A 13,028-nucleotide genomic window follows, 5' to 3' on the forward strand; every position below is an offset into this window, starting at 1 on the left:
CCATGTCCCGTCCGGGCCGCGCCGTCGCGGGCATACAATCCCAGCTTCCGGACCGAAGGAGTCACCGCCCGTGATCGTGATAGCCCACCTCAGCGACGTCCACCTCGACGGAGGGGAGCGGGCCGCCGAGCGGACCCGTGCCGTCATGGAGTACCTGGAGGGGCTCCCGTACGAGCTCGACGCGGTGCTGGTGAGCGGGGACATCGCCGATCACGCGCGCCCGGAGGAGTACGAGGAGGCGCGCAAGGCCCTCGGTTCGCGTCATCCGCTGGTCGTCTGCCCCGGAAACCACGACGGCCGCGCCGCCTTCCGGCGCGGTCTGCTGGGGGAGGAGCGCCCGTCCGCGGGCCCGGTCGACCAGGTGCTCCGTGGCGAGGGCTTCGTCCTCGCGGTGTGCGATTCGTCCGTACCCGGTGAACACCGTGGGTACCTGGAGGACTCGACGATCGCCTGGCTGGACGGAGTGCTCACGGGCACCCCGCGCGAGGTGCCCGTACTGGTCGCCTTCCACCACCCGCCCGTCCCGCTGCACATCCCGTACGTGGACGGCATCCGGCAGTTCGGCGAGGAGCGGCTGGCGGCGCTGGCCGAGCGGCACCCGCACCTGACGGCGTTCCTGTGCGGGCACGCCCACACCGGCGCGGCGACCACCTTCGCGGGGCGGCCGCTGCTCGTGGCTCCCGGCGTGGTGTCAACGACGCGGCTCCCGTGGGAGGCGGCGTCCGGGGAGAGCGAGTACATCCACACGGACGAGCCGCCGGCCGTGGCCTTCCACGTGATCGGCGAGGACGGCCGGCTGACGACCCACTACAGGGTGGTCGTCGCCCGCCGGTAGCCGGAGCCGTCGCGGGTCCGGGTGAGGTGCCCGGCGATGACCAGGTACCGCCGCAGCGCCGCGCAGTCCTCGTGGACGGTGAGCAGCAGGCCGTTCACCTCGGGCTCCGTGTAGGCGCGGTCCGCCGTGAAGAGGGTCTCGGTGAGGTGGGTGAGCAACTGCTCGCGGCGGGCCGCCTTGCGCGGTATGGCCGTGAGGCGGCCGTCGGCGGCGAAGAGGTCGGTGACGCCGCGCAGGGTGCGCGTGCTGGTCTCTGCGGTGCTTTGTGACATGTGGTGGAGCTTCACCCGGGCGGCCGCCCCGGGGCAACAAGTTTTTCCGTAGGGGCAAGAAGTGACGGTCGTTCATCTTACTGAGTGGTAGCACCTGCCAGTACCCTCCCCGTGACCGGTTCCTGCCCCCCACGGAGGAGCACGTATGCGACGCCCCACCACGCACACGAAAGCCCGTACGCGAACTGCCGTCGCCACCGCACTGATCGCCCTCGGAGCGGCCCTGCTGACCCCGGCCGCGGCGGCATCAGGTGCCGATGCCCCGGTGCCGCTCCCCATCGCCGACTACTGCGGAGGTCAGTGCGCGGACATCCTGCCGCCCGGCCAGAGCGGCAACGCCACCCTCGCGCAGATCCTCGCCCACAAGGCCTTCGGCACGCTGCCCGCCCATACCTCCGACCAACTGGCGCGCTACGACTCCCTGGTGGCCGGCTATCCCGGTCTCACCGACGCCAAGGTCAACGAGTTCTTCAACGACGCCTCCTTCGGCGTCCCGGCCGACCAGGTCGAGTCCACCAGCAGCCCGCGCTCCGACGTCACCATCACCCGGGACAAGAAGAGCGGCGTCCCCCACATCAAGGGCACCACCCGCTACGGGACCTCCTTCGGCGCCGGCTACGCGGCAGCCCAGGACCGGCTCTGGCAGATGGACCTCTTCCGGCACGTCGGCCGGGGCGATCTGACCCCCTTCGCGGGCGGCGCCCTCGCCAACCAGGGCCTGGAGCAGCAGTTCTGGCCGCAGGCCCCGTACACCGAGGCGGACCTCCAGGCACAGGTCGACCGGATCCGCACCGCGGAGGGCGAGCGCGGGCGGCTCGCGATGGAGGACGCCCAGGCGTACATCGACGGGATCAACGCCTACCGCGTGCAGTCCAAGAACGGCCGCTACTTCCCCGGCGAGTACGTGCTGACCGGGCACATCAACTCCATCACCAACGCCGGTGAGATCCAGCCCTTCAAGCTCACCGACCTGATCGCCCTCGCCTCCGTCGTGGGCGGCCTGTTCGGCGGCGGCGGAGGCGGCGAAGTGCAGGCCGCGCTCTCCCTGTTGTCCGCGCAGCAGACGTACGGCCTGGAGGAGGGCACCCGGGTCTGGGAGTCCTTCCGGCAGCGCGAGGACCCGGAAGCCGTGCTCACCGTCCACGACGGGACGAGCTTCCCCTACGCGCAGAAGCCGGCCGTCCCCCAGGGCGCGGCCCTGCCCGACGCCGGCTCGGTCACCGCCGAGCAGCTCGTGTACGACCGTACGGGCTCGGCCGCGACCGCCGCCGCGGCCACCCCGCCCAAGTCGGTGAAGCAGAGCATGTCCAATGCCCTGCTCGTCTCCGGCACGAAGACCGCGAGCGGCCACCCGATCGCGGTCTTCGGACCGCAGACCGGCTACCTCGCTCCCCAACTCCTCATGCTCCAGGAGCTCCAGGGCCCGGGCATCAGTGCGCGCGGCGCCTCCTTCGCGGGTGTCAGCATGTACGTCCAGCTCGGGCGCGGGCAGGACTACGCCTGGAGCGCCACCTCGGCCGGCCAGGACATCACCGACACCTTCGCCGTCGAACTGTGCGAGCCCGGCGGCGGCGCCCCCACCAGGGCGAGCACCTCGTACCTCTACCGCGGCACCTGCACGCCCATGGAGAAGCTGGAGCACACCAACACCTGGAAGTCCTCCGTCGCGGACCCCACTCCGGGCGGCTCCTACCGGATGCAGGTGTGGCGCACCAACTACGGCATCGTCACGCACCGCGCGACCATAGCGGGCAAACCCGTGGCCTACACCGCGCTGCGCTCCACGTACCGCCACGAGGCAGACTCGATCATCGGCTTCCAGATGTTCAACGACCCCTCCTACGTGAAGGACGCCCGCACCTTCCAGGAGGCGGCCCGGCACATCGGCTACGCCTTCAACTGGTTCTACGCCGACTCGCGCGAAGCGGCCTACTACAACAGCGGGTCGAACCCGGTGCGTCCGGCCGGAGTCGACCCGGCGCTGCCCATCCAGGGCAAGCAGGCTTACGAATGGCAGGGCTTCGACCCGGCCGCCAACACCGCGGCCTACACCCCGCCCGCCGAGCACCCGCAGTCCATCGGCCAGGACTACTACATCAGTTGGAACAACAAGCAGGCCAAGGGGTACGGCGCGGCCGGATTCGGGATGGGCTCCGTCCACCGCGGCGACCTCCTCGACCAGCGCGTCAAACCGCTCGTCGCGGCGGGCGGAGTGACCCGGGCCAAGCTGACCCAGGCCATGGCCGACGCGGCCGTCACCGACCTGCGCGCCGAGAACCTGCTCCCCGAGCTGCTGGCCGTGCTGCGCAGCGCACCCGTCACCGATCCGGCCGTCGGGGCCGCGATCGACAAGCTCGCCGCCTGGCAGGCCGCGGGCGCCGAGCGCAAGGAGACCGCGCGCGGTTCGAAGACGTACGCGCACGCGGACGCCGTACGGATCATGGACGCCTGGTGGCCGCTGCTCGTCGAGGCAGAGTTCAAGCCCGGCCTCGGGGCGCCGCTCTACGAGGCCCTGCGCGCCTCGCTGACCATCGACGAGGCGCCCAACGCCGGCCACGGACCCACCGGTTCACATGCCGGCTCGGCATTCCAGTACGGCTGGTGGAGCTACGTGGACAAGGACCTGCGTACGGTGCTCGGCCGCCCGGTGTCCGGACCGCTGGCCCGGACGTACTGCGGGGGAGGCTCGCTGTCCGGGTGCCGGGACGCCATGACGGCAACGCTCAAGCAGGCGGCGGCCGCCACTCCCGCCGCCGTGTATCCGGCGGACGGGATCTGCGCCGCGGGCAACCAGTGGTGCGCGGACGCGATCGTGCAGCGTCCGGTGGGCGGCCTGGCCCATCCGCAGATCAACTGGCAGAACCGGCCCACCTATCAGCAGGTGGTGGAGTTCCCGGCCCACCGCTGAGGACCTCGCGTACGAAGGCCCGCCGGCTCCGGAGTGGTCCGGGGCCGGCGGGCCTCCGCGCGCACGGCGTGCGTGTCAGGGTGCGACGGTGATCTGCTGTGCGGGGTTGGTGGTGTCGGTGACCTTGTAGACGGCGTTGAAGGTGGACGCGGTCGCGCTCGTCGGGCAGCCGAAGCCGCCGGTGACGGTGACCGGCACCGAGGCGTTGGTGAAGGTCAGGCTCGGCGGGGCGCCGTTCGTCCAGGTCCCGGGGACGCTCGCCGGTCCGGAGGGGGCGGCGGTGACGGTGCAGGAGGCGAGACCGCTGGTCTGGACGACGAGCCCGCCGGTGGGCACGGTCATGGTGGCGGTGATGGGGGAGCCGTTCTGCATCGACACCGACCAGGCGCCGCTGGTGGTGACCGTGGGGGTCACGCCCCACATGCTCGAGGTACAGGAGCTGTAGGTGGGCGGGGAGATCGGGGAGGAGACGGGACCTGCCGGGTTGTTGTTGCCGGGGGCGGCCGGCACCGCGCCGGTGGACACCGAGACCGTACAAGTGACGGTGACGGAACCGGCTTTGAGGGTGGCCTTCCCGCTGAGGGTGGCCTTGAAGGCGTGCCCGGCCGGGGTGACGGTGGTCGACCCGGCCAGGGGTAAGGGCAGGGCGGTGGCGGAGACCGGGGCGAGGGACATGGCTCCGGCCGCGGCGGCCGCGGCGAGCGCGAGCGTGGTGGTGCGCGTACGGCTCATGGCTGTGCTCCTTGGGGATCGGGGTGCTGTGGGGGAGCGGGTGTGGGGGGCGGGGCCGTGGGGGACGGCACGATGAGGGACGGGGCCGTGGGGGACGGGGCCGTGAGGGACGGGGCCGCGAGGGCCCCGGGTGCGGATGCCTCCGGGTCCCGTGCGGCGCCGGGGCGCGGGGCGGCGTACGGCTGCCAGGCGAACATGAGGCCGCCGCCGAGGATGCCGAGCAGGGTGCCGATCAGGAACCCGCCGAGGTTCGACAGGACCAGCGCGGCCGTTGCGATGAGGGTGGTGAGGACGCCGGCCAGGGCGCGCTGGGGCGGGGAGAACCAGGCGGTGAGGCCGAGCACGATCATGACGATGCCCATCAGGACCGACGGGATCCCGGCGACCCCCTGCTGGAGCATGATCTTCAGGGGCGCGAGCGGCAGGGCGCAGATCTCGGCCCCGGCCAGGATGGCGAACAGCCCGCCCCAGAAGGGCCGGCCGTGCCGCCAGCGCCGCCAGCGGCTCAGAAGCATTCCTTCTTGCCCTTGCTGATGTTCATGTTCAGCCCGGAGAGCTTGAAGGTGCCCGCGTTGGTGGCCCACGCCGTCTGGCGGAGATCGGTGATGCTGACGGTGTCGGCCTGCTGGGCGAACAGGTCCTGCATGCCCACCGCGTCCGCCGGCCCCTTGTCCAGGGTGGAGGCGTCGCGGCCGATCTCGATGTTGGTGAAGACCGCGTCGCCGGAGAGCTGGGTGGCGTCCACGAAGAGGTTGCTCGCCTCGACGGGGGCCTTCTGGCCGGCGGTGAGGTTGAGCGAGATGTCCCCGATGATCGGGAGGGTGGTCACCACGGACTGGCAGAGGCTGTGGAGCTTGGCCTCCCGGATGGCGGTGACCGCCACCGGGATGAGCTCCTCGCGGGCGTTCACGTCCACGCTGCCGTACTGGGCGAAGCCCTCGCCCTCCAGGCTCTTCGCCGACACCTTGAACTGCTGGCCCGAGACGGCGAAGGAGGCGGCGAGCGCGCCCTGCGCGAGGGCGATGCCGAGGCCGGCGGTCACGGCGACGGCGGGGAGGGTCAGTACGGCGAACCGGCGCCAGCGGACTCTGCCCGCGTCGTCGGCCCTCTCGGATAACTTCGGGGAATCTGCCATGAGATCATCCCTTATGTTCGGCTGTGCACCGTTATTTGTTACCGACGAGTTGAATGTAAGAGTGCCAATGGGGGTTGGCAAGGTTGCTCGGGCGTACCTTTTCGGCCGAGTCCTACTCGCCAGTCACGCCCCGGGAGACTCCGTGTGCAGCAGCTCGGCGACCTCGGCGTCCACGCGCCGGGCCATCGCCCGGGCGAACTCGGCGGCCACGACCTCGCCGGCCAGCGGACGCAGCGCCGACACCGCCTCGGTGATCTGCCGCAGGCGCGTGGCCGAAAGCTGCTCCAGCCCCTCCGCGCCGATCACGTGCGTGCTGAACAGCGCGACGAACCGGTCCGCGACCGCGGCCGCCTGCGTCTGTACGAAGTCACCCGCGTCCAGGACCTCCGCGAGCGGGACCCCCGCCCGCACCAGCGTCACCGTCGCCTCCAGCAGTCGCCGGCTGCGGTGCGTGACCAGGTCCCCGTCGACCGTCACGTACCCCAGCTCGGCCGCCCGCCGGGTGTCCTCGGGGGAGGCCGTCGGGCCGAACAGCTTCCGCAGCTCGCCGCGGGACATGACGACCGGCTCCTCCTGCTCCCAGTCGCGGGTCATCTCCCGCTCCAGGCCCAGCAGTTGGGACAGCCCGCCGCCCTGCTCCCAGGCCGCCAGCAGCTCGGCTATGCCGTTGACGGTGTAGCCGCGCCCCAACAGGTCGTTGATCAGGCGCAGTCGGGTGAGGTGGTCGTCGGAGTACCAGGCGATCCGCCCCTCCCGGCGCGGCGGCGGGAGGAGCCCGCGCTCCTGGTAGTAGCGCAGGTTGCGCACCTTGACCCCGGCCGCGCGGGCCAGTTCGTCCCGGCGGTAGTGCCCGCCGACGGCCGCGTCCTGATCCACCTGACTGCTCACGCGGCCGAGTGTAGGACGCGGGGACGGGCCTACCGGCGAGTTAGCGCGCGGCGGTCGGGAGATCGCCGCGCAGGGTGTACCGGCAGGTCACGCGCCGCGCGGCTGCTCGCGCCGCTTGACCGCCCGCAGGACCACGAACTTCGGCTCGCTCGCGGCGACTTCGCTGTTGCCGAAGAGGCGTCGCAGGTGGGTGTGGTACCCCATGTGGCGGTTGGCCACCACCCACAGCTCGCCGCCCGGCCGCAGCACCTTGCGCGACTGCGCGAACATCCGCAGCGCCGTCGCGTCGGTCGTCGCCTGGTGGGAGTGGAAGGGCGGATTGCAGAGCACCAGGTCCACCGAACCGGGCGGCAGCATCGAGACCCCGTCCCCGACGATGAACTCGGCGCGGTCCAGGCGCCCCTGGATGTTGGCGCGGTACGTGGCCTCGGCCGAGGCCACCGCCTGGTACGACTCGTCCGTGAAGACGACCTCGGCCTCCGGGTCGGCCACCGCGACCGCCGTGCCGACGATGCCGTTGCCGCAGCCCAGGTCGACGACGCGGGCCCCGTCGGTGTTGGTGGGAATGCTCTGCAGGAAGAAGCGGGTGCCGACGTCGAGGCGGTCTGCGCAGAAGATCCCGGCATGGTTGACCACGGTCAGACCGGAGCCGGACCCGGCGTCCTTGTCGACGGTGTACGTCACCGGCCACGGGCCGTCGGTCCGGGGATGCGCGGCTCCGGGGTTCCCGGGCGTGCAGAAGATCAGGCGGGCCTTCTTCTCGGCCAGCGAGGTCTTCGTCGGACCGAGGATCTTCTCGAAGAGCCGCAGGGTGGAGGTGTGGATCTCCTTCACCATGCCGGTGCCGACGACGACCGTCCCCGCGTGTACGTGCGGGGCCACCCGGTACAGCTGGTCCTCCAGCAGCGCCAGGCTCTTCGGTACCCGCACCAGGAGCACGTCGATCCGCTCCGGCGGCGCGTCCTGCGTCGTCAGGAGGGTCACGGTGCTCTTGGCGGTCCCGATGCCGTTGCGGTCCAGATTGGCCGCGGTGGCGGAGCGGGTCAGGCTGGAGTCGGTGATCTGCGTGGGGTGGTGCGCGGCCAGCGCCGTCGTCAGCGCCCCCCAGCGGTCACCGATCACGGTGATCTGCCCGGCGCCGGCCAGATCCACCGGGCCGCGTTCACCCGTACCGGACTCGAGGTGGCGCAGCAGGTACTCGTCGGCGGCGTCCCATGCGAAGAGCCGGTCGCGCGGGTCCTCGGGGAAGCGGGCGAGCTCGTAGGAGCCGAAGGGCGTGGTCAGACGGTTCATATTGCCCCCAGGCTAACCGAGGGACCGGCCCGGTCCCGCACGGGCGGGGCCGGGAGAGTGGGCGGCGCGGCACCCGGCCCCGCGACATGCCCGGTCCGGCCGCGGTCCGGCCGCGGTCCGGACCCGGTCGGTACCCGGTCCGGACGCGGTCGGTACAGGGCCGGTACCCGGTCCGTACCGCTCCGCGCCCAGGCCTCTGCGCTACCGCTGCTCCGGGAAGTCCCCGGCCATCGCGGCGGCGATCCGCAGGTACGGAGCCGCCTCGGCGGCCCGCCCCTGGCGCTCCAGGGTCCGCCCGAGCATCAGCTGCGCGTAGTCCTCCACGGGCCAGCGCTCCGACACGGCACGGAGCTCGCGCTCGGCCTTGGAGAGCTGGGCGGAGTGGTAGTAGGCGCGGGCCAGCAGCAGCCGCGGAGCCAGCAGCTCCGGGGCCTCGGCCGCCACACCGTGCAGGACGCGGGCGGCGTTCGCGTACTCCTTCGCCTCGAAGAAGAGCCGGCCGCGGTCCCAGCGCTCGGCGGTGGTCCCGTGCTCCAGGTAGCCCTGCTGTGCGTCGATCGCGCCCACCGCGCCCGTCACGTCCATCGCGCTGCTCACGTCCATCGGATCCTTCCTCCGAGCTCTGTGCTCTGTGCTCTGTCGCGCTCGTCGTTCCGTCGGGCTGCTCAACACGTGGATCCGTACGCACATTCCCATGACCTCGGCGGCGGCGCCGGGGCTAAGTTGTGCGGTATGAGCAATCTCGATCGCCAGCCCGCTCTCTCCACCTGTGGCGGCCGCGGGTTCGTCGTCGCCGAGCCCGTACGCGAGCTCCTGAGCCCGCGCACCGTCAAACTCGGCGAGTCCACCGAGGTCCGCCGGCTCCTGCCGAACCTGGGCCGCCGCATGGTCGGCGCCTGGTGCTTCGTCGACCACTACGGCCCCGACGACATCGCCGACGAGCCCGGCATGGCGGTGGCCCCGCACCCCCACTCGGGGCTCCAGACGGTCAGCTGGCTCCACGAGGGCGAGGTGCTGCACCGCGACAGCGTCGGCAGCCTGGCGACGATCCGCCCGCGCGAGCTCGGCCTGATGACCTCCGGCCGGGGCATCAGCCACTCGGAGGAGAGCCCGCGCCCGCACGCCCGCTTCCTGCACGGCGCGCAGCTGTGGGTGGCCCTCCCGGACGCGCACCGCGACGTGGACCCGCACTTCCAGCACCACGCGGACCTCCCGCAGGTCAGCGCCCCGGGCCTGACCGCGACGGTCATCCTGGGCACCCTGGACTCGGCGACCTCGCCCGGAACCGCGTACAGCCCGATCGTCGGCGCGGACCTGGCCCTGGCGGCGGGCACGGAGACCCGGCTCCCGCTGAACCCGGACTTCGAGTACGCGGTCCTGTCGATGTCGGGCGAAGCCCACGTGGACGGCGTCCCGGTCCTCCGGGGCGCCATGCTCTACCTCGGCTGCGGCCGCACGGACCTCCCCCTGCGCGCGGTCTCGGACGCCGGCCTGATGCTGCTGGGCGGCGAGCCGTTCGAGGAGGAGATCGTGATGTTCTGGAACTGGATCGGACGGTCCCAAGAGGATATCGCAGGCTTCCGCGAGGACTGGATGAACGGCACCCGCTACGGCGAGGTCAAGGGCTACGACGGCGCTCCGATTCCGGCTCCGGAACTCCCCCCAACTCGCTTGAAGCCTAGGGGAAGAGTGCGCTGAACTGCACGCATGTCCTGAAGGCGGGGCCCGGTTAGTGGCCGCGCCGTCGCTCCGTTTCCGGAGGTCCGTCGGACGTCGACGCGGCCTCTGGGAGCGTTTCCCGGTCTTAAGGTCGAGTCTCAGGTGAAGCAGGCTGTGGTCAGGTCTAGTCGGACGAATGCTGACCCTTTGCTGACTCTACTGACGAGTAGTTAGATTTCTGGAGGGGAGCCAGGGTGCGCCTCCCAGCAGGCGATCGCCACGCCGAGGTCCCCAGCCCGGGCCCCCCTTGGCTGCTGCAGGGCGCCTCCAGGTGGGCTCTCCTTCGAGGCCGCGGTTCGCTGCCCGTCTCTCGCGGAGGCCGGCGCGCGACGTTGTAGGCAGTCAACAAAGCGCGTGGTTGAAGTCGCTGAGGTTACGCCGACAGGCGTCCCATGCCGAGCGGGTGTCCGCCGAGCGCCACTCCACGTATTAACCGCGGGGTGGGGGCTCGGGTGCGGCCATGCGGATAGCTCGACCTACCGGCTGCCTTACCCGCTCGTTGAACTGGTGAGGCAGTACTTCAGTCAGCTTGACTCGCCAGCAGGTTCTTCGTCTCCTGATGGTACAGCCGTCGCACACACGCTGACCGGCGAAAACTCCGGTGAGTACGGATCGTTGGACGCGACTGGTCCGGATCTTGGTGCCCGCCACGCCTGCGAGGCTTCAAGTCCCGGTGATCACAGCGGGCCGGTGCTGTATCGCCCGGATCGTGGTGCCCAGTCGTAGGGGCCGCGCATGACCGTGTGCAGGGCGTCCCGGAGGTAGCGGTTCGGCGCAGTGCCGTCGGGGGTGCGCAGTTCGCTTTCGAGGCTGCGGAAGCGTGCGATGCGTGCGTGCAGCATGCCGAGCACGCTGGTGGAGGCGTCGTCGCGGTCCGCCCCGTCCGTGCGCTGGAGGATCAGCAGGAGGTTGTGCGGGTCCGCACCGGATTCCTCCTTGGAGAGCGAGTAGAGGTCGTTGTGGAGGGAGTCGATTTCCGCGGCCAGGGTGCGCAGAGCTGTCACGGTGTCCGAGGCGAAGAGCTCGGCGGGCAGTTCGTAGTGGCCGATCCGCTCGGCGAGGTCGAGCGTGGGCTGCACACCAATGGTGTCGCGGCGCAGCCGCAGGTACTCGTCCACGGTGAGCAGGGTCCCGGACTGCCGGTTGGCGGCTTCCTGGACGTGCCCGTACAGATACGCCCGCCAGTGCGCGGCCGCCCGCTCGCACCAGGACGGTGACATGCCCTCGCGGCTGCGCAGCCACAGGTCGTGGAAGGCGCGGGCGAGCGGTGGCGCGTCGGGGGAGGGCGGCCCGTCCAGGGCGTCGGCGACCGCGTCGACCACCGTACGGGCCTGCTCGGGGTGGTCGCCGGCCGGGCCGTCGAAGGCGTCGTCGAAGCAGAAGAACCAGCTCATCTGGTCGACGCCCAGGGCCAGGTCCGGCCCGGTCGCGGCCGGGTGGAAGCGGGCCGCGAGTTCGGCGTAGTGGGCGCGGGCGTGACGCTCGGCGGCCGCGTCGGTGGGGAGCAGACCGAAGGAGCGGGGCCACTGAAGGTGTTCGGCGGCCGCGCGGGCGGCGTCGGGGCTGATCCGTGCGGGGAAGGGGAGGTGGAGGCCGGCGTCGTTCCGCGTGCCGCCGGTACGGATCTGCGCGGCTCGGGGCTGCGGGGACATCTGCAACAGGCTCGGGACCAGTACGGCGCCGGGCACTTCGCGGGGCGGCTGCTCGGAGAGCGGGACGAGCCTCCAGCGGGCGGCGATGGTGGCGACGACGGTGGCCATTTCGGTGAGGGCGAAGTGGTCGCCGATGCATTTGCGCGGGCCTGCGCCGAACGGCAGGAAGGCCCAGCCTCGCGGGTCGGCGGTCAGCCACCGGTCCGGGTCGAACTCCATCGGGTCCGGGTAGAGGCTGGGGTCCCGGTGGATGGTGAGCGGGCTGAACAGGAGCTCGGTTCCCGCGGGGATCTCCACTCCGCCGAGGACGACGCCGGGGCGGGCGGGCTGGCGCATCAGGATCCAGGCCGGGCTGCGCAGCCGGAGCGTCTCCCTGACCAGGTTCTGGGTGAAGACGAGCTTCGGCAGGTCTTCGAAGGTGACGAGCCTCGATCCGAGGACCTCGTCGAGTTCGGCGTGGAGCCTGCGCTCGATGTCTGGCCGGGCACCGACCTCGTGGAAGAGCCAGGTGAGGCTGGTCGAGGCGGTCTCGATTCCGGCGGCCATGACGGTCATGACCTCGTCGTGGAGCTGGTCGGGGCTCATCGGCTCGCCCGTGTCGGCGTCGCGGGCGGCCATCAGTATGCCGAGGAGGTCCGCGCGGGGCCGTCCGTCGTCGATGCGTTCACGGATCAGCCGGTCGACGACCTTGCGCAACTGGGTGCCCGATTCCCGGAAGCGGCGGTTTCCGCGGGTGGGGAGGCGGTCGAGCCAGTCGACGGGCGAGACGACACGGCGCATCAGCTCGTGGACGTAGGTGGGCAGCCAGCGCCGGATGAGGCGGACCTCCTCGTTGCCCAGGGCGCTGCCGAAGAGGGCCTTGGCCACGGCCTCGCTGCCGATCGCGTACATCTCGGAGGCCACGTCGATCGTGCTGTCGGGTGTCCAGGCCTCGGAGTACGTGGTGGCGCTCAGACGCATGACGTCGGTGTAGGAGTTGAGCTTCTCGCGGTGGAAGGCGGGGATCATCAGGCGGCGCTGGCGGCGGTGGAAGTCGCCCTCGGAGTTGGGCAGTCCGTTGCCGAGGAAGGGGCGGGACTTCTGGAAGTAGCGGCCCTTCTCGTAGGAGACCGCGTCGGTGACGAGCATCTCCCGCAGGAGCGCGGGCGAGTTCACGGCGTACACGGACAGGGTGCCGAGCCGGATCTCCACCAGGTCGCCGAGGGGCCGGATCGACTGCAGTACGCCGATCGGGTCGCGCAACAGGGCCAGCGAGTGCCCCACCAGGGGCAGGCACCCGGGAGCGGTGGCGACCGTTCGGGGCGGCAGGTATGCGGGGGCGTCCGTAGTCACGTTCTCGTCCTAAGGGGTTGCGAGTTCCCGCAGCGGTACGAAGTCGCCGGCGCGGGGTGGCGGGGCGAGTGGGCACTCCGGCGGCCGTTGGCCGGCTGCCATCCCCCGCAGAGAACCAGGCTAGGTTTGCCCGCTATCAGGACGGAATGCGCAACCGTCCGGGCTTTCCGTGTGGGGGGGCGCCCCGGAGCGTTTTGGGCTCTTCCCTCAGAAGCCCCGACGGGGGGAACCACTGTGTCACAAGACCCCCACCTCCCCGTCG

At 71.4% G+C, this 13,028-nt stretch carries 11 protein-coding genes; 3 read left to right on the forward strand and 8 right to left on the reverse strand.

The genetic code is table 11. The features are described 5' to 3' along the window. Window positions 1-70: 70 nt before the first annotated feature. Entirely contained in the window at window positions 71-835 is a 765-nt protein-coding gene (locus tag ACFWBW_RS03085) for a phosphodiesterase (RefSeq protein WP_385367793.1), read from the forward strand. On the opposite strand, the gene ACFWBW_RS03090 is transcribed toward ACFWBW_RS03085, so the two are convergent. Next, on the reverse strand, window positions 808-1,107 hold the full coding sequence (locus tag ACFWBW_RS03090) for a DUF2087 domain-containing protein (protein WP_385367795.1): 300 nt from the start codon (window positions 1,105-1,107) through the stop codon (window positions 808-810). The genes ACFWBW_RS03085 and ACFWBW_RS03090 overlap by 28 nt on opposite strands. Window positions 1,108-1,252: 145 nt before the next feature. Here ACFWBW_RS03090 and ACFWBW_RS03095 point away from each other — a divergent pair, with 145 nt between their 5' ends. Then, a complete protein-coding gene (locus tag ACFWBW_RS03095; RefSeq protein WP_385367797.1) occupies window positions 1,253-4,015 on the forward strand; it encodes a penicillin acylase family protein in 2,763 nt (920 codons plus the stop codon). Between the two features lie 75 nt (window positions 4,016-4,090). On the opposite strand, the gene ACFWBW_RS03100 is transcribed toward ACFWBW_RS03095, so the two are convergent. The 6 genes from ACFWBW_RS03100 to ACFWBW_RS03125 form a co-directional block, all read right to left on the reverse strand. Further along, complete coding sequence (locus ACFWBW_RS03100; protein WP_385367799.1) at window positions 4,091-4,747, reverse strand: hypothetical protein; 657 nt, start codon at window positions 4,745-4,747, stop codon at window positions 4,091-4,093. Beyond that, window positions 4,744-5,262, reverse strand: a complete 519-nt coding sequence (locus ACFWBW_RS03105; protein ID WP_385367801.1) for a DUF6114 domain-containing protein — start codon at window positions 5,260-5,262, stop codon at window positions 4,744-4,746. The genes ACFWBW_RS03100 and ACFWBW_RS03105 overlap by 4 nt, the downstream gene beginning before the upstream one ends. Beyond that, window positions 5,253-5,882: a DUF6230 family protein gene (locus tag ACFWBW_RS03110; protein ID WP_385367803.1), complete on the reverse strand. Its 630-nt coding sequence runs from the start codon at window positions 5,880-5,882 to the stop codon at window positions 5,253-5,255. Before ACFWBW_RS03110 ends, ACFWBW_RS03105 begins: the two co-directional genes overlap by 10 nt. 123 nt (window positions 5,883-6,005) lie before the next feature. Further along, complete coding sequence (locus ACFWBW_RS03115; RefSeq protein WP_385367805.1) at window positions 6,006-6,770, reverse strand: MerR family transcriptional regulator; 765 nt, start codon at window positions 6,768-6,770, stop codon at window positions 6,006-6,008. 87 nt (window positions 6,771-6,857) lie between these two features. Beyond that, the gene (locus tag ACFWBW_RS03120; RefSeq protein ID WP_385368070.1) at window positions 6,858-8,054 is read right to left on the reverse strand and encodes a methyltransferase; all 1,197 of its coding nucleotides are present in this window, start codon (window positions 8,052-8,054) and stop codon (window positions 6,858-6,860) included. 210 nt (window positions 8,055-8,264) lie between these two features. Further along, window positions 8,265-8,648 (reverse strand): tetratricopeptide repeat protein, encoded by a 384-nt coding sequence (locus ACFWBW_RS03125; protein WP_385368072.1) that lies wholly within the window; start codon window positions 8,646-8,648, stop codon window positions 8,265-8,267. A 147-nt stretch (window positions 8,649-8,795) separates the two neighbouring features. Here ACFWBW_RS03125 and ACFWBW_RS03130 point away from each other — a divergent pair, with 147 nt between their 5' ends. Continuing rightward, window positions 8,796-9,761, forward strand: a complete 966-nt coding sequence (locus ACFWBW_RS03130) for a pirin family protein (protein WP_385367807.1) — start codon at window positions 8,796-8,798, stop codon at window positions 9,759-9,761. A 698-nt stretch (window positions 9,762-10,459) separates the two neighbouring features. On the opposite strand, the gene ACFWBW_RS03135 is transcribed toward ACFWBW_RS03130, so the two are convergent. Further along, the gene (locus tag ACFWBW_RS03135) at window positions 10,460-12,766 is read right to left on the reverse strand and encodes a cytochrome P450 (protein WP_385367809.1); all 2,307 of its coding nucleotides are present in this window, start codon (window positions 12,764-12,766) and stop codon (window positions 10,460-10,462) included. Window positions 12,767-13,028: the final 262 nt, after the last annotated feature.

Source organism: Streptomyces sp. NPDC059957, from assembly GCF_042730015.1.
Lineage (GTDB): Bacteria > Actinomycetota > Actinomycetes > Streptomycetales > Streptomycetaceae > Streptomyces.

What these genes read in the sequence shown, in the direction of transcription:
- ACFWBW_RS03090 (WP_385367795.1), bottom strand. Translation starts at nt 1,107, where the DNA reads ATGTCACAAAGCACCGCAGAGACCAGCACGCGCACCCTGCGCGGCGTC.
- ACFWBW_RS03095 (WP_385367797.1), top strand. Translation starts at nt 1,253, where the DNA reads ATGCGACGCCCCACCACGCACACGAAAGCCCGTACGCGAACTGCCGTC.
- ACFWBW_RS03100 (WP_385367799.1), bottom strand. Translation starts at nt 4,747, where the DNA reads ATGAGCCGTACGCGCACCACCACGCTCGCGCTCGCCGCGGCCGCCGCG.
- ACFWBW_RS03105 (WP_385367801.1), bottom strand. Translation starts at nt 5,262, where the DNA reads ATGCTTCTGAGCCGCTGGCGGCGCTGGCGGCACGGCCGGCCCTTCTGG.
- ACFWBW_RS03110 (WP_385367803.1), bottom strand. Translation starts at nt 5,882, where the DNA reads ATGGCAGATTCCCCGAAGTTATCCGAGAGGGCCGACGACGCGGGCAGA.
- ACFWBW_RS03125 (WP_385368072.1), bottom strand. Translation starts at nt 8,648, where the DNA reads ATGGACGTGACGGGCGCGGTGGGCGCGATCGACGCACAGCAGGGCTAC.
- ACFWBW_RS03130 (WP_385367807.1), top strand. Translation starts at nt 8,796, where the DNA reads ATGAGCAATCTCGATCGCCAGCCCGCTCTCTCCACCTGTGGCGGCCGC.